The following is a 22,548-nucleotide window of genomic DNA, read 5'->3' as shown; positions in this document are numbered from 1 at the left end:
CTGTTCAGTACCTTCACAGTCACGCGCAAAAATCCATTAAAAATTGCCTACGGCAATGGGATTTTTGCCTGCTGGCCCATGTTTTCGTACGGTCAGCACAGTAAATGTGCAGACCTACTGAACAGTTACCAATTTCTACTGCTGTTTCTTGCCTTTACCGCTATTGTTTGTACCAATTCTTCGTACATAATCTGCCCCGGCGCGATATATCTACGTCTCGTCATCCACCGGAAGCTCCGTCCGTCCCAGCGCTGCCATCGCCTCTTTTTCCTTTTTGGTCAGTTTCTTGATCGCTGCCTCCCGGCGCATCGCCTCGCTGCGCGTCGCATATTCTTCATAGTATGCCAGCACTACCGGACGGCGGGTTTTCGTGTATTTTGCACCTTTCCCGGCATTGTGTGCCGCCACCCGCGCTGCCAGATGGTTCGTCCACCCGCAGTACAAGGTTCCGTCCGCGCAGCGCAAAAGATATGTATAATTCATGCCTCATCCTGCCTTTATGGTTCGCACTCCCGACAAAAATTTCTCAGTACACAGGAAAACGCATCCGGACGCCCTATGTAAACGGCGCCGCGCCTTGCAATGCACGGGCACCGCCCGGTTCGGGAAACTCCTTCCCCGGATCTATCATCAAGCACCGGCCGGATGCGTTTTCCTGGCTTACAAGGCGAAAATCCTTTGTCAAAGTCAAATCTGCATGGATTTTTGCTTGTAACTGTGAAGATATTGAACCGTTACAATAATAGTATATAAAGTTTTCCCCCAAATGCAACCATTCCGGCTGGATTTTTTGTTACTGTACACGCATACGTGTCCAGTAACGGAATTTGCCGTGGCTTCGAATTTCAATACGGCAAATTCCTGCTGCCACCACGTTTTCTTACGGCACTTTCGGTCCCAAAAGTGCCCACCCGTGAACAGAAACGATTTTTTCTCTCTAAAATTCCTACCTATGAACAGTTACCCGCCGTTACCTCTTTGATCAGAAGCAGCCGCGCCCCTGCTCCGGCTTCCTCCCCGTCGATTTCATTCATTTCCCGCACCTGATCCACCGTCGTGTGGAATTTTTTTGCAATTTTCCACAGAGAATCCCCCGGCTGCACAATATAACCCACAATCCCTGGCTGCTGCTCCCAGCGCTTTAAATCGAACGGCTGTGTCTGCACGGATGTAACCACCTCTTCCTGCATCGGCTGGAATACAAGCAGTTCCACCGTGAGCTGCGCCTTGACCTCCGCCTCACCGCCGCCCAGCATCACCGCGCCGAGCTGTTCCAGCCCCAGATTCAACTGCCAGACGCAGTCTTCCCGGATCCCCTCCGCCTCGACCGTGCCGGAAAATGGAAGAACCTCAGAAATTGCCCCGACCGGCGCCGCGTCATCATCCGTCAGATACAGGAGACTGACTTCCAGCACTCCCTCGATCGCCAGACCGTTTTCTGACGGGCGGCTCTCATCCAGCCGGACAATCCCACTGCTGTGGCAAATCTGCAGAATTCGCTCCGGTTTCTGAAAAGAAACGCTTCCCCCCACCCGCATTTTGCAGCTGTTGCGCGTCAAAAGCCGGTCAAAGCACACCTCCCCCTGCTCGCTCACGACCTCGCAGCCGGTCGAATAGAGATCGCTTAAAAGTTCCACTGATTCTTCTTTATAAAGGCGGATGTCCAGCTCCAGCACCGCCTCCACTTCCACTTCGCGCATCTCCCCATCGCTGTCCGGCTTTTTGCCCGCCTCTGCATGAAGAATCCGGACCCCGACCGCCGGGATCATCTCCTCCACCGCCTCCGAGAGTTCCACCTCACCGGAAAACGGAATACTCTCCTCCAACCACTGAACCGGCGTGTGCTCGCCCTCGCCGCTGTAAATCAGGAACACCGACAATTCACCGTCCAGGTGCAGTTTTCCATCCAACGGGCGCACCGAAACATCCCGAAGACGCATCTCCTGCCAGAGAATCGTCTCAATATTCGGCTTATTTGCCGATACGCTTACTTCCTCCCGGACCCGGTAGATATCTTTGCGCCGCACTGCAAGCGTCGCTGCCGGAACGCTTCTCTTCAGGACTTGCAGCCCCACATCATCCGTCTCGACGTCCGCGGCAGCCTGCGCATCGACCCGGCTTTCCGCCCGCACCGTGAGCGTCAGCACCGCTTTGGCGCTCAGCTTGCGCGAATGAATCAAGGTAATATTCAAATCTTCGATATTCCATGCGATCTGCGTATAGTCGCGCTCCGAAAGCTCCGGCACATTGACCGTTTCCTCAAATGGGATCTCCCCGCCCATCGCCTGCAGCCCGCCCGACTCCCGGCGGTACAGCACCCGGAACACAAGCTTTCCCCGGATCAGCACCTTTTCTCCCTGAATCCGTGAATTCTCTATCTGAACCTCCCCGTCTGACAGCAGTATCTGCACCGCATCATCCAGCGCATCCGGCACAATAAAATCATCATCCAGCGTCAGCTGCGACACCGCCGTCCCCCTCTGCCGGTTCATATGTATCTCTTTTTTGATCAGCTCTATCATAAAAAACGCCCCTTTCCAAACCGCACGCATTTCTCTCAAAGAAATTTATGCAGCCGAAAGGGGCGTTATGAATAATTTTGTGTCAGGCTTTCTCCTGTCCTGCCCGCACTGCCTCCAGTTCCTTCCGCAGGTTTGCCGACTCTTCTCTAAGTTCCTGAAGCTCTTTCCGGAGCGCGTCGATCTGCTCTAAAATACGCTGATCGTCCTCGCCGATGATCATCTTCTGCTTCTTCGGCAGCGCCACGCCGTCCTTCTTGACCGGACGCGCCGGAATGCCGACAGCCGTGGTATTTTCCTCGAGCGGGCGGAGCAGAACCGCATTTGCCGCTACGGAACAGTTATCACCGACCTCGAAAGAACCGAGAATCTTTGCGCCGGAACCGACCGTCACATTATTTCCCAGCGTCGGATGACGTTTACCCTTCTGTGTTCCGACACCGCCCAGCGTCACACCCTGATAAATCGTACAGTTGTCGCCGACCACCGCCGTCTCACCGATGACAACGCCGCAGCCGTGGTCAATCAGAATACCGTGTCCGAGCTGTGCACCCGGATGAATCTCAATCAATGTAAAGAAACGTGCCACCTGTGAAATCAGGCGCGCAATGAAAAACATATGGTGCTCATAAAACCAGTGCGCCACCCGGTGCCAGATCAGGGCATGTACGCCCTGATATAAAAGTAGTACCTCCAATGCATTTCTCGCAGCCGGATCTCGCTCCTGAACCGCTTTTACATCCATCCAAATATCTTTTAAAATCATGTCTCTTACCCTTTTACTGAACTGAATGACCTTTCCGTTTCCGCAAAATCCCAGAACCTATCGTCCTTCTCTTCTCCGACAGCCATTCTTTCTGATTGGCTGCTGCAGTTTCTCATTGTCATCCTATGTTGTTTTTATGCTGCCGTTCATATTTTTTGTAAACTACAACACCCTGCGATCCCGCCAAATACCTTGCCGCAGAGACGCACATATTCCTGATATTCCGGTGTCTCATTCAAGTCCTTTAAAAGGTCTATCATCGACGTGTAATACCACGCCTGTTTCTCTCTGTCCTTCATATTAAACCGCTGCCAGAGCTCCTCCCCGACCAACAGATAGTCACGCGCCATGCTGCGGATATTGCTCAGCTTGTCCGCCATCGTCAGGATCTTCTCCGCCGGACTCGCTGTTTTCAAATGTTCCAGCGTGTGCCCCTTGCGCTCAATCCAGGTTTTGGACTTATCCTCGCTCTCCGCCAAGACCAGATCTGCAACCCGGGTGCCAAACTCCTGTTTCAAATCCTCGTAGGTCACACCCGTGTCCTCGATCGTATCATGCAGAAGTGCCGCTGCCAGTATCTCCTCATCGTTCGTCAGCATCGACGCAATCAGCGCCGTCTCCAGCGGATGAACGATATACGGAATTCTGGTTCCCTTCCGATGTGCGCCCTTATGCGCCTGTTCTGCGAATTTTGCCGCTCTGTCAATCATGGTTGTTCCTCTGTCTATATTGCTTATACTGTTTAAACGATTGCTACTGTTTCAAATGTACATCCATCTTGTTGTATGGAATTTCGATGCCCGCCTCGTCAAATGACAGCTTGATCCGTTCCAGAATGTCCCATCTCGTCTGCCAGTAATCGGACGTCTCTACCCAGCCCCGGATACCAAGCACCACGCTGCTGTCGCCCAGGCTGTCCACAAATACCTTGATGTCCTCGTCCTTCTTCACCATCGGATGTTCCCTGTAAACGCGCTCTAACACTGCCTTTGCCGTCCGGATATCTGCCTCATAGGCGATACCGACCTTGAGTTCCAGCATCCGCTTGTCCATCGCCGTCACGTTGGTCACGGTTGAGTTTGAAAGGGTGCCATTCGGGATGGTAATTGCTTTATTATCGGTTGTCAGGATAGTCGTGTAAACCAGCCCGACCATCGAAACCCTTCCCTCCCCGGACGGGGAAATGATATAATCCCCCACCCGGAACGGTTTCATAATTAAAATCAAGAGTCCGCCCGCAAAGTTTCCAAGACTCTGCTGGAGCGCCAAACTCAGCGCAAGACCTGCCGCGCCAAGAACCGCCACAATCGAGGCGCTGTCCATGCCAAGCTGCCCTGCAATCATAAAAAGCAGGAAGACATTCATCACAAACTGGGTCAGCGCCCGCAGGAAACGAGTCACACCCACATCCATACCGGCATGCTCCATCGAGCGGGACAGCATCTTCTCGATCATCGAAATGACCTTACGTCCAATCAGGAAAATGATGAGCGCCACCAGTACCTTCTGTCCCAATGCCATAAGCCCCGGGCCAATCCGGTGCATGATCGCAGCCATCGTATCCACGTTCAAATTTGCCGGATCCGATAGTGACTCTGCTACCGCCGCGATCTCCTCGCCTGTCAGCTCTGCCGCTGTTGCCATCTATTTCATTCCTTCCTGTACTTACTCTTTTCCCACCTTTTTATCCAGACCTTCTTCCAATCCCGCCTGTCGTCTCGCAATCGAGGACAGACTGATAATCTTGGAGGAAAGCCCCGCCTTCGCCTCTGCCAGCTTATCTGAAATACCCGCCAGGCGTTCTGCTGCCGCAGCAGCTGTCCCCCCGGCTTTTCCATTGAATGCCGCCGCTGCATCCGCCATCATGCTCTGGAGATCGGTTTCAGCCTTTTCTTTTACACTCTTAGTGCTGTGGGTCGTCTTTTTCGCCTTCGCCGGTTTTTCTTTCTTCTCCGGCTCCGTCGGCGTGCAGTTGAAGACGCTGATGCCAAGCGGCGCCAGCTGGATCGTGATGGAATTTTCCTTTCCATCACATTCCTCTGCCTTCGAGGACTTCATACGCGGATTGACCTTTCCGCTTCCGCCGAACTTCTCCGCATCGCTGTTGAAAATCTCTTTGTATTTTCCCTTAAACGGTACGCCGACCGTCAGCTTCTCATGCAGCTGCGGGGCAAAGTTGCAGACAAAGAGCAGTGTCTCATCCGCGCCGCGCCGGAGAAATGCAATGATATTGTCCGCTGCATCCATGCAGTTGATCCACTCGAAGCCTTCCGTCTGATAATCTTTCTGATAGAGTGCCGGATGGCTGGTATAAAAGTGATTTAACTCCTTCACATACTCCTTCATCTGGCTGTGGATCGGATACTGCAGCAGCTCCCACTCGATCGATGCATTCTCATTCCACTCATCCATCTGGGCGAAATCCTGTCCCATGAAGAGGAGTTTCTTGCCCGGATGTCCCATCATAAAACCGTATGCCGCCCGCAGGTTCGCAAACTTGTCCTCAAACGTCTGTCCCGGCATCTTATTGACCAGGGAACCTTTTCCGTGAACCACCTCGTCATGTGAGAAAACGAGGACGAAATTTTCACTGTAGGCGTAAATCATGCTGAAGGTCAGTTCATTGTAGTGGTGGCACCGGAAATATGGATCCTGCTCCATATAGCCCAGAAAATCGTTCATCCAGCCCATGTTCCATTTATAATCAAAGCCAAGACCGCCGTTCTTCACGTCACCGGTAACCTTCGGCCATGCCGTCGATTCCTCGGCAATCAGAATCGCGCCGTCCTTGCGTCCCCTGAAGACAGAGTTCAGATGCTTTAAGAACTCGACCGCCTCCAGATTCTCATGACCGCCGTACATATTGGCAATCCATTCACCCGGATTCTTGCCATAATCCAGATACAGCATCGACGCCACCGCATCAAACCGGATGCCGTCCGCGTGATAGCGGTCCGCCCAGAACATCGCATTCGCAATCAGGAAGTTTGAAACCCCCGGTCTGCCGTAGTTGTAGATCAGCGTACCCCAGTGCGGATGCGCCCCCTGTCTCGGATCCTTGTGCTCATAGAGGCAGCTTCCGTCAAACTGCGCCATGCCCCATGCATCACGTGGGAAATGTGCCGGAACCCAGTCAAGGATAACGCCAATCCCCTGTCCGTGCAGGTAATCCATAAAATACATGAAATCATCCGGTGTGCCGAAGCGGCTGGTCGGTGCGTAATATCCCGTCACCTGATAGCCCCACGAAGCATCCAGCGGATGTTCCATGACCGGCAGAAGTTCCACATGGGTATACCCCATTTCCTTCACATATTCCGCCAGCTTGACCGCGATCTCACGGTAATTGTAAAACTCTGATCCGACAATCTCGCGTCCTCTCTTATCCACCTCGGTCGGTTTTCGCATCCAGGAACCGAGATGCACCTCATAGATCGACATCGGCGCCGTCTTCGTGTCGAGCGCCGCCCGTTTCTTCATCCAGTCCTGATCGTTCCATTTATATTCGTCCAGATCCCAGACGATGGATGCCGTGTTCGGTCTAAGTTCCGCATAGTTCGCATACGGATCCGCCTTCAGCGCCGGGTCGCCGTTCTTGAACTTAATTTCATATTTATAAACAGCGCCCTTTTTTAGCTCCGGGATAAAAATCTCAAACACGCCCGAATCTCCCAACCGCCGCATCTGGCTGCGTCTGCCATCCCACAGGTTGAAATCACCGACGACACTCACGCGCATCGCTTCCGGCGCCCAGACTGCAAAATAGACGCCGCTCACACCTTTGACCGTCATCGGATGCGCGCCCATCTTATTATAAATGCTGTAGTGGACGCCCGCCTCGAATTTCTTCAAATCCGATTCCGTAAACTGCGGTGCAAAGGAATACGGATCGTGTATCTCGCTTAACGTACCATTATCATAAAACACAAGGAGGGTATAATCCGCCAGAGTCTTGCGCGGAATCAGCGCCGCAAAAAAGCCAGTCTCGTCCGCCATCTCCATCTGGTACTGCTTGCCGGTTGCCGAAAGTTTGACCGTAATATCGCGCGCCGTCGGAATAAACGCCTGTACCAGCATTCCCTCCGGCGTCATATGGGCTCCCAGCATCCGGTGCGGGTTTGCCGCTTCCGAATAGACAATTTCTTCAATTCCAGCCCAGTCCATCAGATCGTATAATGTTTTATCCATACATACGCCCCCTTGCGTTCCTTTGTGGTTTTTGGTTTTAGCTTCATTTTAGCATCCCGCGCCCAATAATACAATCATACACTTCAAAACATTTATGAATTTTCCCGAAATTTCGTGAAAAAACTTGATAAATCAAGGCATCTCATATACACTATTATGTCAGAAGGTTACCATTTACAGTAGCCTATTACTGCTCATGCGTTGCACAAACGTTACTGCCGTAGCAGACACCTTTGGAACTGAAAGTGCCATAAGATAACGTCACACAGACAGCAACAGCAGAGAGAGGAGATATATATGGAAGATCAAGATAGAGACCATATTTCGTCCCGAAGCAATTTCTCCGGGCGTTCCGATCAGGAACTGGATGAGATGCTCGATGAACTCCGCGCCGGAAAAATCGGCATCAACCAGCCAGGCCAGAACTCTTCGGAACACGATTTGGAAGATACGCCCGAAGAGAACAACAACGCTTCAGGTACCGGAAATGCCGCAAAATCCAAGAAGGGCAAGAGCCGCAAGGAAGGCTTCAATCTCAAGGACGAGGTCATAAGCTGGATTCAGGTTCTGGTTGCCGCCGCTATTATCGCATTCTGCGTCAACCATTTCATCATCGCCAACAGCGAAGTCCCGACCAGCTCGATGGAAACGACCATCATGGCTGGCGACCGCGTCATCGGCTCACGGTTAAGCTACAAATTCGGAGATCCGCAGCGGGGTGACATCGCCATTTTCATTTATCCGGATGATGAAGCGAAAGGCATCAAAACGTACTATGTCAAACGTATCATTGGTATGCCGGGCGACACGATCGACATCGTAGACGGCAAGGTATACTTAAATGGTTCCGATACACCGCTCGACGAACCGTATCTGCATGAACCGATGGAACCGGAGGAACCGCAGCACTACGAAGTGCCGGATGGCTGCTATTTCATGCTGGGCGACAACCGGAACTATTCCAACGACGCCCGCCGCTGGACGCACAAATACGTCAAGCGCGACAAACTGGTTGCCAAGGTACTGTTCCAGTATTTTCCGAAGATCCAGAAACTGAATTAACCCAATATTTACTTTAGGAAGGAACAAAGAACATCATGAAGAAAGTAGTAAAGTTTGGCGGAAGTTCCCTCGCCAGCGCAAAACAGTTCAAAAAAGTCGGAGATATTATCCGTGCTGATAAATCCAGACGCTACGTTGTACCGTCTGCTCCGGGCAAACGCAACAAAAATGACACCAAAGTAACCGATATGCTCTATGCCTGCTACGAGGCAGCTTCCACCGGCGCAAGCTACGGCAAGCTTCTCTCCGCCATCAAAGAGCGCTATGAGCAGATCATCGACGGTCTGGAGTTGAATTTAAACCTCGATTATGAGTTCAAGACCATCGAGGAAAACTTTATCGCAAAAAAAGGCAGCGATTACGCAGCTTCCCGCGGTGAGTATTTAAACGGTATCATCATGTCCCATTACCTGGGCTATGAGTTCATCGATGCAGCCGAGGTAATCTTCTTTGACGAGAATGGTACATTCCTGTCCGAGAAAACCAATGAAGAGCTGTCCGAACGCCTCGCGCACACTGAGCGCGCCGTCATCCCAGGCTTCTACGGGTCCAATCCGGACGGCACGATACACACCTTCTCCCGCGGTGGTTCGGATATCACTGGCTCCATCGTAGCCCGCGCGATTCACGCAGACCTCTACGAGAACTGGACCGATGTATCCGGTTTCCTGGTAACCGACCCGCGCATCGTGGAAAATCCGGTTCCGATCGAGACCATCACCTACAAAGAACTGCGTGAACTGGCTTACATGGGTGCCAGCGTCCTTCATGAGGATGCCATCTTCCCGGTACGCCGCGAGGGCATCCCGATCAACATCCGCAACACCAACAAGCCGGAGGATCCGGGTACACTCATCGTCGAGAATACCTGCCGGAAGCCGAAATACACCATCACCGGTATCGCCGGAAAGACTGGTTTCTGCTCTGTTACCATCGAGAAAGCGATGATGAACTCCGAAATTGGGTTTGGGAGAAAAGTTCTGGGTGTCTTCGAGGACTGCGGTATTTCCTTCGAGCATATGCCGTCCGGAATCGACACGATGACCATCTTCGTACACCAGTCCGAATTCGAACAGCATGAGCAGTTCGTTATCTCCAACATCCACCGCGCGGTACAGCCGGATTCCATCGAGCTTGAGTCCGATTTAGCACTCATCGCCGTCGTAGGACGCGGCATGAAGTCCACCCGCGGCACTGCCGGACGCATCTTCTCCGCTCTGGCACACGCCCGCATCAACGTCAAGATGATCGACCAGGGTTCCAGTGAACTCAACATCATCATCGGCGTGAAGAACGCAGATTTCGAGGCGGCTGTGAAAGCGATTTATGATATTTTTATTACGGCGGAGCTGTAAGAGCAAATTTTAAAGTTATTAAGATAAAAAGTCATCTTTGAGACAAACAAAACATCTCAAAGATGACTTTTTATAATTTTATCTTTATGATATACTAATACAGCTACCACCCCTAGACAGGTGCAGAAAGGGGGTGTGCCATTTTGAATATATTTCTGTCTTTTCTTGTGTCCGTCGTGGCAAGTGTAATCGCCTATTACATATGCAAGTGGTTGGACGGACATCGTTAGGTAGTCAGCCAGAGGCTTAAGCCACCTCGCCCAAATGGAATAAAATCCCTCAGGTGTGCCCGCACCTGAGGGATTTGTTTTTGTGCCACTTTGAACACTTTTGTCTTTTCGCCTAATGGCATTATAGCATATGCCAAATATAATTTCAATATGCTCTTTACTTCCGGTTCGCCTTCTCCATATGCACGTTCTTGCCCTTGATCTTCGCACCGCGCATCGCCTGCAGTACAACGTCCGCATGCTCTCTCGGCACCTCGACGAATGTGTAATTATCGAACATATCAATACTTCCGACCATACGTCCCGGCATGCCGGATTCTCCGGCGATCGCACCGAGGATATCGCCCGGACGGATGCCCTGGTTCTTTCCGATGTTGATGAAGAGACGCGCTACGTCCTCATTTCTGCCACGGCTTCCTCTGCCGTTTCTTCCACCACGGCTGCGGCGGCTCTCATCCTCGAGATCCTCCAGCTCACGCAGCGGGCGGTTCTCCTCTAAGAGCTCCTCGCCCTCTTCGCCCATCATCATTTTGAGCAGCGCTGCTGCCAGATCGAGCGTCGTGTAGTCCTCTTCCAGCACACGTTTTTCTACAATATCGATCACCTTGCTCAGATCGCTGTCCTGCAGCACCTCGCCCACCTGGTCGAGAATCTTATCTGCCTTGATGGAGGTCACATCGTCCAGAGACGGAATCGCCTGCGGAATGATGCGGGTCTTGCAGTAGCGCTGGATCTCGCGCAGCTTGTAAACCTCTTTGCCGACTACGAGGTTAAACGCCTTGCCCTCGCGTCCGGCACGGCCGGTACGTCCGATGCGATGTACATAATACTCGTCATCCTGCGGTACATCATAGTTGAATACCGCCTCAACATCATCGACGTCGATACCGCGGGCTGCCACATCCGTTGCCACCAGAATGTCCGTCCGTCCGGTACGGAATGCACGCATGACACGGTCACGCTGCTCCTGTTTCAGATCGCCGTGAAGTCCTTCTGCAAAATAACCGCGTCCCTGTAAGCCCTGTACCAGCTCATCGACCTGCTTTTTCGTGTTGCAAAATACCACTGAGAGCTTCGGATCATAGAGATCCAGCAGACGGCACATAACCTCCAGCTTATTCTTCGGTTTTACTTCATAATAATACTGGGTTACCTTCGGAACGGTCAGCTCTTTCTTGACCACGCGCACAATCTGCGGATCTTTCTGGAAGTTCGTCGCGATCCGCTGAATCGCCTGCGGCATCGTCGCTGAGAACATCAGCGTCTGTCTCTCCTCCGGCAGTGCGCTTAAGATGGTTTCCATATCCTCTAAAAAGCCCATGTTCAGCATCTCGTCCGCCTCGTCGAGGACAACCGTGTGGATCTGATCCATCTTGACGGTTTTGCGGCGCATGTGATCCATCACACGCCCCGGCGTACCGATGATAACCTGCACACCATCCTTGAGGGAACGGATCTGACGTCCGATCTCCTGTCCGCCGTAGATCGGCAGAACCTTGACACCGTGCATGTATTTTGCCAGGCGGCGGATCTCCTCAGATACCTGGATGGCAAGTTCACGGGTCGGGCAGAGAATGATCGCCTGCGGCTTCTTATTCTTCGGATCGATCTTCTGTAACAGCGGAATACCAAACGCAGCCGTCTTACCGGTACCGGTCTGTGCCTGTCCGATGATATCCAGTCCCTGCAGTTCCAGCGGAATCGCCTGTCCCTGAATCGGAGAAGCCGCCTCGAACCCCATATCGGTGATCGCACGCATGATCTTTGCATCTAACTCTAAATCTTCAAATCTGATTGTTTCCATTCTATTCCTTTCATTGTCTGATTAACGGTCTGCACATTCCGGAGATACATTTCATATATCATATTAGTTATCTTTTTTGCATTCTTCCGGAATATTTACAAAAAAAGAAAGAGGCAGTTTGCCCCTTTGCAATACGCATAGCTATCACTATACCAGATCATAGTGTGGATGTCAAACAGATGGAGAAAAATTTGACATCCACCCCATTTGGGACTACACTAACAGTTGATTTCATACAGTTGCTGCATGCTCTATGAACCTGCCGGACTGTCACTGCATTTCTTATTTATATACACCCGAAGTTTTGTTGCACCGGATTTTCTCAAAACTTCCAGACATACATCACAGCAGAAAGGAGGACAGCGCCGTTCTTTTTCCAAAAGGTTTTTGATACAGGCGCCTGTTATCATTATGAAAATCATTGATTCACATTTGCACTTTTGTCCCGGTTACCCGCATTTCGATGAGATTGCCATCGAAGCCGGTCATATCAATAATGAAGAGCATCTGCGGGAATGCTTTCAGAAATATAATATCGTCGGCGGCATCGTCATGGGAAACCGCGGCGTTCACCCGGATAATCACACATACCCGGATTTTCTGCGCTATTGCGTCGGCGTCGAAGCACGAAAACTGACGCCGGAAAAGATTCAGAAGACATGCGATCTTGTCGAAGAAAACTTAAAACGGAATACCTGCGTCGGCATCAAACTCTATCCGGGATATGATTCCATCTACGTTACCGACGAGCGCTTCGAACCGATCTACGACCTCGCCAAGGCGTATAAAAAGCCGGTTGCCATCCACACCGGACAGACCGCCGGTTCCAAAGCATTCATCAAATACAGCCATCCGCTGACCCTCGATGAAGCCGCCGTCCGCCATCCGGATGTCCAGTTCGTCATGTGCCACTTCGGCAACCCGTGGCTGATGGATGCCGCCGCCGTTGTCGAGAAAAATGAAAATGTCGCCGCCGACCTCTCTGGGCTTTTAGAGGGCAAATTTGACATTCCGGAGTTTCTGGAAGAGCAGAGCGGGTATATCAGCACCCTGAAAACCTGGCTTGCCTACATCCGCGACTATGATAAGCTCATGTTCGGCACCGACTGGCCGCTCGCCAACTATGAAGATTACATCGAAATTACGAAACGGCTGATTCCGGAAAAATACTGGGAAACTGTGTTCTATCAGGCGGCGGAGCGGATTTATCATTGCAATTTTTAATGGATTTTTAGAAATCATAGCTCTTTTAAACCATAAAAAAGATACTGAAAACGGCTTATTTCAGGCTGTTCCCAGTATCTTTTTTATCTCAAAACATCATTCTTTCCCGGCACCTGTCACATCTAAAAATACATCCGCCACTCTTTCCATCCCCAGATACGCATACGGCAGCAGCAGCATAAAATACACCACCGAATACTGCCCCTTTGCCTCCCAGACCAGATGGAACAGGAATCCCCCAATAAACACGATTCCCGGAAGCAGCATCCCCCATCTGTCCGTTTCTCCACGTTCCTGCCTCTCCCAGACCGTTTCCATTCCCTGTTTTTTCACAGCTTTCACAGTTTTTTCTGCCTTTTCTGCTTCTATCCTCTTTTCCCATGTTCGGTTCATCAGGACATGCTTACTTCGGCTTCCTTTGGCACTCATCCCGGCAATCACCCATACACATGCCATCGCATACACAAACGTCTGCACCAGATTCGCCGCAAAAACATAGAGCCGGTTCAGACCCCCTTCTTCCTTGAAAAGCTCCCATGGCGGGCTTCCCTCCGCCCAGGAGGTATTTCCCACCTCCTGGATCCAGAGACTCTGAAAGGTCGGTTCCGCCCAGATTGACTCGATCTTCCGAACAAAGAAATCAGCGGCTTTCGCCGGTTCCTCTGCCATATCTGAAATCGTTTTCCGCAAATCTGCCTGCGCCCATGCGGCCGCCAGATCCGCATCCCCATCTGCCTTCTGAAAGAGTTTTACCTGATAGCCATTGTACCAGCCCGGTCCACGTTTGCTCTCCTCCAGTCCCATCTGCACCCAGGCAATCATCGGCGCACCGTCCGATACCGTGCGTCCGGTCACAGAAGAAATTCCTGTTTGAATCCCCCGGTTTCCAATCACATACACTGTAATCAGAAGCACCGCTGCCACCAGCAGGCGTGCTTTCCTTCGAAAGACTCCCGAGGATGCCAGATACAAAAACAGCGCCACCAGCACAATCTCATAATTCGACTTGAGGATCACCGCCGCCGCTACTGCTGCCGCGCCAATCCAGAAGTCTCTTCCCCGCCCCTCTTCCACATACCGCACCAGACGTTCCATCGCCAGACACGAAAGTCCAAATCCTGGCATCGTGCCGTACACGAAGAGGATATAGAAAGAAAATGGCAGACAGCACGCCATCCACAAAAGCAAGCTGCACCTTTCGTTTCCCCAGACCGTCATCCGCTGCAGGCTCACGATTCCCAGAATAAAAAATCCGATATTTAAAATCTGGAAAACTACATACGCCGCATCTCCAAAGAAAAATGCCAGCACTGCCATATAGAGAATCAGCCCGTTCTGAGACGGGTAAGTGTACGCATACCCAAGCGGTCCTTCCGCTGTCCCATATGAATACGCCACCGGCTCCCAGGCGCTGAAATCGCCCTGCAGAAGTCCTTGCGCGGACGCCATACACTGATGGGAGTCAGAACCGCCCCAGGACGGGACAAGGAGAATCCAAAAAAGATAGGCAGCAGCCGCTAAAAGAAGCCACTGGTTCTTCCGGCACTTTCGTTCCTTTCTCCGCCTGTAAAACACCGTCAGTCCAATCACACCCGCACCAAAAAACAGGTGCAGAAACAGACTGTCCCTTCCATACTGTACAATCTCAGAACCTCCATAGACCCGGCAGGTCACAACCGCGCTGAGCAGTGTCATGAAAAAAAGAATTCCTCCCAACAAAATCCGCACCAGCCCGACACAAAATTTTTCCAGCATTTTCTTCCTCACTTCTGTCATTTCTGTCAAATTCAGGTTTCATCATTACTGTTCAAGCATCGTGCCCAGCAACTTTTTATCCCTTTTTCATTCCCATCTGCCCTAAAACTTTACTCATTTTATCAAGTCATTTGCCAAATGTCCACTCTTTCCGGCACTCTTTTTGTTACTGTGAACAGCTACGGACTTGAACTGTTACCTCTTCACTGCTACCTCTTCCCCAAAATATAGCTTGACATTCCTCTTCGGTTCTGATATATCTTAAACATAGCAGTCATACAACTGACGGATAAGTGGATCAACCACATGAAGTATGACTGGAAATTGCCGACCGTCTGGGCGTCACAGCACAGACCGTGGGTATTTTTTTACTTTTTTTCACTCTCACTGTCTCTGCTGGGATCGAAATTTTTCAACCAGGAGGGAAACACATGTCTGCTATGTATCAAACATTCCAAAACACACCTATCTTCCAAACGGCCTGGAGAGGTTTTCTGGGCTCCAAATGGACCGACGAAGTGAACGTCCGCGATTTCATCCAGAACAACTATACGCAATATGATGGCGATGAAAGCTTTCTCGCTGCCCCGACCAGTGCCACTCATCTGCTCTGGGAACACCTTCAAAAGCTTCAGAAGGAAGAGCGCAAAAAGGGCGGTGTGATCGAATGCGAAACTGAAATCGTATCCAGCCTGACTGCATATGGTCCGGGATATATCGATCCGGAGCTTAAAGATCTGGAACGCATCGTCGGACTTCAGACCGACAAACCACTCAAGCGGGCTTTTATGCCGTTCGGCGGAATCAAGATGGCGGAGGAAGCCGCCGAAACCTACGGCTACCATGTCAATCCAAAATTTCATAAAATCTTTACCGAATACCATAAAACCCACAACCAGGCCGTCTTCGATGCATATACCCCGGAAATGAAAACCGCCCGCCACTGCCATATCGTCACCGGGCTTCCGGATACCTATGGACGCGGCCGGATCGTAGGCGACTACCGCCGGATCGCCCTGTACGGAATTGATTTCCTAATTCAGGAAAAGAAAAAGGATCTGGAACGCTGTGGAAATGGCGCCATGTTTGATGACATCATCCGCCAGCGGGAAGAGATCGCCGAGCAGATCCGCGCTCTAAAGGGCATTCAGGAGATGGCTGCCATCTATGGTTTTGATATCTCCCGTCCGGCTTCCAATGCCAAAGAAGCCGTCCAGTGGCTCTACTTCGGTTACCTCGCTGCCGTTAAGACCCAGAACGGTGCCGCCATGAGTGTCGGACGCGTTTCCACCTTCCTTGATATCTACATCAACCGGGATTTAACAGAACAAACACTGACCGAAGCCGAGGCGCAGGAATTAATCGACCATATGACAATGAAATTCCGCATGGTAAAATTTGCCCGGATCCCATCCTACAACCAACTTTTCTCCGGCGATCCGGTCTGGGCGACGCTGGAGGTTGCCGGTCTAGGACAAGACGGGCGTCCGATGGTAACGAAAAACGATTTCCGCTTTTTACATACGCTGGAAAATATGGGACCGTCCCCGGAACCAAACCTGACCGTTCTTTACTCTTCCCGCCTGCCAGAGGCATTTAAGAAATATGCTGCCAAAATCTCCATCAACACATCCTCGATCCAGTATGAAAACAACGATGTCATGCGTCCGATCTGGGGGGACGACTACAGCATCTGCTGCTGCGTCTCCGCCACCCAGACAGGCAAGGAAATGCAGCTGTTCGGCGCCCGTGCCAATCTTGCCAAATGCCTTCTCTATGCCATCAACGGAGGAAGAGACGAGAAATACACTACCAAAGACGGACGCCCGATGCAGGTTGGTCCGGCGTATACGCCGATCACATCCGAATACCTCGATTATCAGGAAGTCATGCATAAATACGATCAGATGCTGGACTGGCTGGCGGGCATTTATGTGAATATCCTCAATTTGATTCACTATATGCACGATAAATATTACTATGAGTCCGCTGAGATGGCGTTGATCGACACGGATGTCCGGCGTACCTTTGCCACCGGAATCGCCGGTTTCTCCCACGTGGTCGATTCTCTCTCCGCGATCCGGTATGCAAAAGTGAAGGTCATCCGTGATGAATACGGCATCGCCCGCAAGTTTGAGACAGAGGGCGATTTCCCACGCTACGGAAATGATGATGACCGCGCCGACGAGATTGCCGTATGGCTGTTAAAAACCTTTTTACATAAGGTAAAAAAATACCACACCTACCGGAATTCCGAGGCAACCACCTCGATCCTCACGATCACCTCCAATGTTGTATATGGCAAGGCAACCGGTGCACTTCCGGACGGACGGCCGGCATTCACCCCGTTTGCCCCGGGCGCAACTCCTTCCTACGGCGCAGAGCAGAACGGTCTGCTCGCTTCTTTAAACTCGGTCGCAAAGCTTCCATATGAATATGCGCTCGACGGCATCTCCAACACGGAAACGATTGCACCGGGGGCGCTCGGTCACTCCGAGACAGAACGGAAAAACAACCTGGTTCACGTCCTGGACGGATATTTTGATCAGGGCGCGCATCATTTAAATGTAAATGTCTTTGGAATCGAAAAACTGAAAGACGCGATGGAACACCCGGAGAAACCGGAATATGCCAACTTCACCATCCGTGTTTCCGGATATGCCGTTAAATTTATCAATCTGACCAGAGAACAGCAGCTCGACGTGATCGCCCGTACCTGCCACGAGGTGCTGTAACGATGCATACCGGTTATATTCATTCCATCGATACCTTCGGCTCCGTAGACGGTCCCGGTGTCCGCTTCGTGGTATTCATGCAGGGCTGTCTCATGCGCTGCCGCTACTGCCACAATCCGGATACATGGGTACTGCCAAAGGGACTTCCCCTCCCGGACGCCTCCACCCACACTTCCGGCACATCCGCTCTTTCCAAAGGCGTTTCTTGCCCATCTAAACACATCGGTTCGCAGGAAATCACCCCGGAAGCACTTCTTCGCCAGGCACTCCGCTACCGGAGTTACTGGCGCGGGGGCGGCGGCATCACCGTCAGCGGCGGAGAACCGCTCCTTCAAGCTGACTTTTTATGTGAATTTTTCCAGCTTGCCAAAGAACAGCACATTCACACCACACTGGACACCGCGGGACAGCCATTTACCACCGCCGAACCTTTCTTTTCCCGCCTGACCACGCTTTTAGAGCACACCGATCTTGTTATTCTGGATCTGAAACACATCGATCTGGAAAAACATCGTCTTCTGACTGGGCACTCCAACGAATCCATTCTTTCCTTTGCCCGGTTTTTAGACCAGATTCATAAGCCCATGTGGGTCCGGCATGTTTTAGTCCCCGGCATTACCGATGATCCGGCCAACCTGCATGGAATCCGTGCATTTCTGGACACACTTTCAAATGTGGAAAAGGTAGAAATTCTCCCCTACCATACACTCGGCATCTATAAATGGGAAACGCTTGGCATTCCCTATTCCCTGTCCGGCATCCGTATCCCGGACGAGAACGATCTGAAGCGGGCAAACCAAATCCTGTTGGGATGAAAAAGAATGTGCCTTGGCACATTCGGGCGTCTCGCGCGGTCGCTTGCGACATGTTTCTGCTTCGTGCGAGTGCGCATCCTCGCGGAGCATTTTATATTTCATAGGACGCAATTTCCTATGAAATATAAAACGGCCCTTGGAAAGCGCTCCTGTTTGCGTTTCCCAAGGGTCGTTTTTATGTGGCTTATCCAGTCATCAGACTTTAAACCGGTATCCAACGCCCCATATCGTCTCAATATACTGCGGTTTCGCCGTGTTGAACTCGATCTTCTCACGGATCTTCTTAATATGCACGGTAACCGTCGCGATATCTCCCAACGACTCCATATCCCAGATCTCGCGGAAGAGTTCTTCCTTGGTAAATACATGGTTCGGGTTCTGTGCTAAAAAGGTCAGCAGGTCAAATTCCTTCGTCGTGAAGTTCTTCTCCTCGCCGTTGATGTAAACGCGGCGGGCAGTCTTATCAATCTTGAGTCCCCGGATCTCGATGATCTCATTTTCCGGCATACCGCTGCCGATCAGGCGCTCATAACGCGCCAGATGCGCCTTGACACGCGCCACCATCTCGCTCGGACTGAATGGTTTCGTGATATAATCGTCCGCGCCCAGTCCCAGACCGCGGATCTTGTCAATATCGTCCTTTTTCGCAGATACCATGATGATCGGTGTGTTTTTTACTTCCCGGATCTTCTTGCAGATCTCGAAGCCATCGACCCCTGGCAGCATCAGATCAAGAATCAGAAGGTCAAAATCTTCCTCCATGCCGCGTTTCAGTCCCGTTTCTCCATTATTTTCTATCTCAACCTCAAAACCAGAAAGCTCCAGATAATCTTTTTCCAGCTCTGCAATACTCTCCTCGTCTTCTACGATTAATATTCTGCTCATCTGTGAATTCCTCCTGCTGTTTTTATTTAAACGACCAAACTTCAAATCACTATGCCCCGACATACTTGCGCAAAACGAAATGGATCTCCGTTCCGATGCCTTCCTTGCTGGTCGCCCAGATGCGTCCGCCGTGATCTTCGATAATCTTCTTTACGATCGAAAGCCCGATGCCGCTGCCGCCCTTGGACGAATTTCTCGACGAGTCCGTCCGGTAGAAACGGTCAAAAATATACGGCAGATCTTTCGCCGCGATTCCCTTTCCGTTGTCCTCGATGATGACCTGGATAAAATCGCCGTCATCCTTGATGCGGATATTTAAAATACCCTTTTTCTTGTCCAGATATTTGAGCGAATTTCCGATAATGTTGTTGATCACTCGCTTCATCTGCTCCGCGTCCGCGATCACGACCACATCCTCGTCCACATAGTTGAAATATCCCAGCTCGATGCCGCGCGTCTCCATATCCAGACCAACTTCCTCAACACAATCACCAAAATATTCCGCCACATTGATCTTTGAAAAGTTGTACGGAATCTTGTTCGTATCAATCTTCGAATAGAACGTCAGCTCGTCAATCAATCGATCCATATCGTTTGCTTTATTATAAATCGTCCGAATATATTTATTCAATTTCTCAGGTGAAGAAGCCACGCCATCCTGAATGCCTTCCACATACCCCTTGATCGCCGTGATCGGAGTCTTCAGATCATGGGAAATATTGCTGATCAGCTCTTTGCTCTCCTTGTCGTACTGGAGTTTTTCTTCCTGCGATTCCTTGAGACGCAGGCGCATCTCCTCGAAATCCTGGCAGAGCATTCCGATCTCATCTTCATCATCCACATCGAGCGTAAAGTCCAGATTTCCATCCCGGATCTGCTTGGTCGCCTCCTGCAGCTTGTGCAGCGGACGCAGCAGAGAACGGTAGATCCACATGATCAGCAGACCGCCCATAAAACTGATGATCAGCACGCCGAGAAGCAGCATCTCTCCGAGCAGCGCCTTGATCTCCGGCACATAATCCCCGACGTTCGTCACGATGAACACACTGCCCTGTGAATCATCTGAAAACCGGAAATCGATCTGTTTGACCAGATGCTGTTCCTCGCCATCCATGTAAATACTGCCTGCCATACTTCCCTGATCACCGTACGGCGCCAGCCGTTCGCAGAGCTCGCGTCCATCCTCGCTTCCGCAGAATGTGATGTCCTTGCCCTTGCGGATGACCAGATACGAATATTTATCGCGCAGTTCTTCATTGACCTTGCTCAAATAAGCCGGTTCTTCAAATAAATCTGTATTTTTCCCGACCGCCTCGCGGATCTCCTCCTGGATTCCCTGCGTCAGCCGGTTAAACACCTGTGTCTGATTGCCGGAGAGCAGATCGATCTGCTCCGACAGCCCGTATGTTTTCTGAAACAGATGCTCCTGATAGTTTACGAGTCCGAACGCCGCCACAAATATGAGCACAATCGGAACGACCGTAATCGTCACAAAAGCAATCGCCAGACGTGTGCGTATCTTCATCCTATTTCCTCCAGTCATTACCCGGTCTGATACCAGATTGCCCCTACAAAAATCCTCCCGCAAAACTGCGTCGGACTTCTGCGCTTTTGCTCCTGATATCTTCCACAAATAGTGTATCATATTTTGCAGATTACGTCTCTAAAAGTATTATAAATAAAAAAGCATGTGCCTTTTTGTGTAATAAAAAAGACTGCCGCAAAAGCGGCAGCCCCCTCGTTCTGATCTTATGATTTTTTACGGGCAGATACCCCTGCAGCGTTTCCTACTCTTACAGATACGCCTTTAATTCATCCACCTTATCCAGCTTCTCCCACGGAAGATCCAGATCGTCGCGGCCGAAATGTCCGTATGCAGCCGTCTGTTTGTAGATCGGGCGGCGCAGGTCAAGCATCTTGATGATGCCAGCCGGACGCAGGTCAAAGTGCTTGCGGATCATCTCAACCAGCTGATCCTCACGCAACTTGCTGGTTCCGAATGTATCTACCATGATGGAGGTCGGCTGTGCAACACCGATCGCATAGGAAAGCTGAATCTCACATCTGTCTGCCAGTCCGGCTGCTACGATGTTTTTCGCAACATAGCGGGCTGCGTATGCAGCAGAACGATCCACTTTTGTGCAGTCTTTTCCGGAGAATGCGCCGCCACCGTGACGCGCCATGCCGCCGTAGGTGTCCACAATGATCTTACGTCCGGTCAGACCGCTGTCTCCATGCGGACCGCCGATAACGAAACGTCCGGTCGGATTGATAAAGAATTTTGTATTCTCATCAACCATCTCTGCCGGCAGAATCTCGTCAAATACATATTTTTTAATATCCTTATGGATCTGCTCCTGGGTTACTTCCTCGTCATGCTGGGTGGAAAGAACCACTGCATCCAGACGGGATGGTTTGCCGTTCTCATCGTACTCTACGGTTACCTGTGTCTTGCCGTCCGGGCGCAGGTAGCGCAGGGTTCCGTCTTTGCGGACCTTGGTCAGCTGGCGTGCCAGTTTGTGTGCCAGATAAATCGGATATGGCATATATTCATCCGTTTCGTTGGTCGCATAACCAAACATCATACCCTGATCGCCGGCACCGATTGCCTCCAGCTCCTCGTCGGTCATCTTGTTCTCTTTTGCTTCCAGCGCTTTATCAACTCCCATCGCGATATCCGGGGACTGCTCGTCCAGTGCCACGATCACGCCGCAGGTATCACAGTCAAAACCGTATTTCGCACGGTCATAACCGATCTCACGGACGGTATTGCGGACTACCTTCTGGATATCCACATAGCCTTTCGTTGTGATCTCGCCCATAACCATAACCAGACCGGTTGTCGTCGCCGTCTCACAAGCCACACGGCTCATCGGATCCTGCTCTAAGAGCGCGTCCAGAATCGCATCGGAAATCTGATCACACATTTTATCCGGATGTCCTTCGGTTACTGATTCAGATGTAAAAAGTAATCTCTCCATATTTCCTCCTTTGATAAGTTTGTCGTAAGACATAAAAAAAGTCCGCAGCAACACGGACTTGATTATCTCGATCAAATCCTCTTATTGCTCGATAAACCGATCTCCCGGTTCCTCGCTCAGGCTGGCACCTTCCGTTCCCTGCTGAGACCAATTTTCAGTCCCATGTAACGGGGTTGCCGTGACTTCATAGATCCTTTGTATCTCCATCACTCTGAATAAGGGATATATA

Annotated in this window: 16 protein-coding genes and 2 riboswitches; of the genes, 5 read left to right on the top strand and 11 right to left on the bottom strand. The window is 51.1% G+C overall.

Translation table 11 applies throughout. The annotated features are described in order from the left end of the window. Positions 1-210: 210 nt before the first annotated feature. From DXD12_RS05595 to glgB, 6 genes are all read right to left on the bottom strand, one after another. Positions 211-483 (bottom strand): GIY-YIG nuclease family protein, encoded by a 273-nt coding sequence (locus DXD12_RS05595; protein ID WP_022359457.1) that lies wholly within the window; start codon positions 481-483, stop codon positions 211-213. A gap of 467 nt (positions 484-950) precedes the next feature. Beyond that, complete coding sequence (locus DXD12_RS05590) at positions 951-2,522, bottom strand: SPOCS domain-containing protein (RefSeq protein ID WP_118637764.1); 1,572 nt, start codon at positions 2,520-2,522, stop codon at positions 951-953. Positions 2,523-2,604: 82 nt separating this feature from the next. Further along, a complete protein-coding gene (gene cysE / locus DXD12_RS05585) occupies positions 2,605-3,285 on the bottom strand; it encodes a serine O-acetyltransferase (protein ID WP_022359459.1) in 681 nt (226 codons plus the stop codon). Positions 3,286-3,431: 146 nt separating this feature from the next. Beyond that, the gene (locus DXD12_RS05580; protein WP_118637762.1) at positions 3,432-3,995 is read right to left on the bottom strand and encodes an HD domain-containing protein; all 564 of its coding nucleotides are present in this window, start codon (positions 3,993-3,995) and stop codon (positions 3,432-3,434) included. A gap of 43 nt (positions 3,996-4,038) precedes the next feature. Next, positions 4,039-4,929, bottom strand: a complete 891-nt coding sequence (locus DXD12_RS05575; RefSeq protein WP_118469049.1) for a mechanosensitive ion channel family protein — start codon at positions 4,927-4,929, stop codon at positions 4,039-4,041. 21 nt (positions 4,930-4,950) lie between these two features. Then, positions 4,951-7,473, bottom strand: coding sequence for a 1,4-alpha-glucan branching protein GlgB (gene glgB, locus DXD12_RS05570; protein ID WP_227589443.1), 2,523 nt, complete (start codon positions 7,471-7,473; stop codon positions 4,951-4,953). A 549-nt stretch (positions 7,474-8,022) separates the two neighbouring features. On the opposite strand from glgB, the gene lepB reads away from it, so the two are divergent. Together lepB and DXD12_RS05560 are read left to right on the top strand one after the other, a co-directional pair. Further along, on the top strand, positions 8,023-8,535 hold the full coding sequence (gene lepB, locus DXD12_RS05565; protein WP_227589452.1) for a signal peptidase I: 513 nt from the start codon (positions 8,023-8,025) through the stop codon (positions 8,533-8,535). A 35-nt stretch (positions 8,536-8,570) separates the two neighbouring features. Further along, complete coding sequence (locus DXD12_RS05560; protein ID WP_107000817.1) at positions 8,571-9,890, top strand: aspartate kinase; 1,320 nt, start codon at positions 8,571-8,573, stop codon at positions 9,888-9,890. A 387-nt stretch (positions 9,891-10,277) separates the two neighbouring features. Here DXD12_RS05560 and DXD12_RS05550 read toward each other — a convergent pair whose 3' ends face one another. After that, positions 10,278-11,924 (bottom strand): DEAD/DEAH box helicase, encoded by a 1,647-nt coding sequence (locus DXD12_RS05550; protein WP_107000818.1) that lies wholly within the window; start codon positions 11,922-11,924, stop codon positions 10,278-10,280. Positions 11,925-12,335: 411 nt separating this feature from the next. Between DXD12_RS05550 and DXD12_RS05545 the strand changes: the two genes are divergently transcribed. Beyond that, positions 12,336-13,148, top strand: coding sequence for an amidohydrolase family protein (locus DXD12_RS05545; RefSeq protein ID WP_022359467.1), 813 nt, complete (start codon positions 12,336-12,338; stop codon positions 13,146-13,148). 96 nt (positions 13,149-13,244) lie between these two features. On the opposite strand, the gene DXD12_RS05540 is transcribed toward DXD12_RS05545, so the two are convergent. Continuing rightward, positions 13,245-14,843, bottom strand: a complete 1,599-nt coding sequence (locus tag DXD12_RS05540) for a hypothetical protein (protein ID WP_146143916.1) — start codon at positions 14,841-14,843, stop codon at positions 13,245-13,247. Positions 14,844-15,171: 328 nt separating this feature from the next. Beyond that, positions 15,172-15,251: riboswitch (ZMP/ZTP riboswitch) on the top strand. Between the two features lie 83 nt (positions 15,252-15,334). On the opposite strand from DXD12_RS05540, the gene pflB reads away from it, so the two are divergent. Together pflB and DXD12_RS05530 are read left to right on the top strand one after the other, a co-directional pair. Next, positions 15,335-17,638, top strand: coding sequence for a formate C-acetyltransferase (pflB, locus tag DXD12_RS05535; protein WP_347561367.1), 2,304 nt, complete (start codon positions 15,335-15,337; stop codon positions 17,636-17,638). A 2-nt stretch (positions 17,639-17,640) separates the two neighbouring features. Next, on the top strand, positions 17,641-18,453 hold the full coding sequence (locus DXD12_RS05530) for a radical SAM protein (RefSeq protein ID WP_118637760.1): 813 nt from the start codon (positions 17,641-17,643) through the stop codon (positions 18,451-18,453). Positions 18,454-18,648: 195 nt separating this feature from the next. On the opposite strand, the gene DXD12_RS05525 is transcribed toward DXD12_RS05530, so the two are convergent. From DXD12_RS05525 to metK, 3 genes are all read right to left on the bottom strand, one after another. Beyond that, on the bottom strand, positions 18,649-19,338 hold the full coding sequence (locus DXD12_RS05525; RefSeq protein WP_022359471.1) for a response regulator transcription factor: 690 nt from the start codon (positions 19,336-19,338) through the stop codon (positions 18,649-18,651). Positions 19,339-19,387: 49 nt separating this feature from the next. After that, positions 19,388-20,863 carry a HAMP domain-containing sensor histidine kinase gene (locus DXD12_RS05520; protein WP_118569976.1) on the bottom strand — a complete coding sequence of 492 codons (1,476 nt, stop codon included), beginning with the start codon at positions 20,861-20,863 and terminating at the stop codon, positions 19,388-19,390. Positions 20,864-21,131: 268 nt separating this feature from the next. Further along, a complete protein-coding gene (gene metK / locus DXD12_RS05515) occupies positions 21,132-22,319 on the bottom strand; it encodes a methionine adenosyltransferase (protein ID WP_022359473.1) in 1,188 nt (395 codons plus the stop codon). 78 nt (positions 22,320-22,397) lie between these two features. Beyond that, a riboswitch (SAM riboswitch) is annotated at positions 22,398-22,541 on the bottom strand. Positions 22,542-22,548 lie beyond the last annotated feature (7 nt).

It is taken from the genome of Clostridium sp. TF11-13AC, assembly GCF_003481065.1.
GTDB classification, from domain to species: Bacteria; Bacillota; Clostridia; order Lachnospirales; family Lachnospiraceae; genus Otoolea; species Otoolea fessa.
The sequence above is the reverse complement of the archived record's forward strand: the minus strand, read 5'-3'. Positions and strand labels throughout refer to the sequence as shown.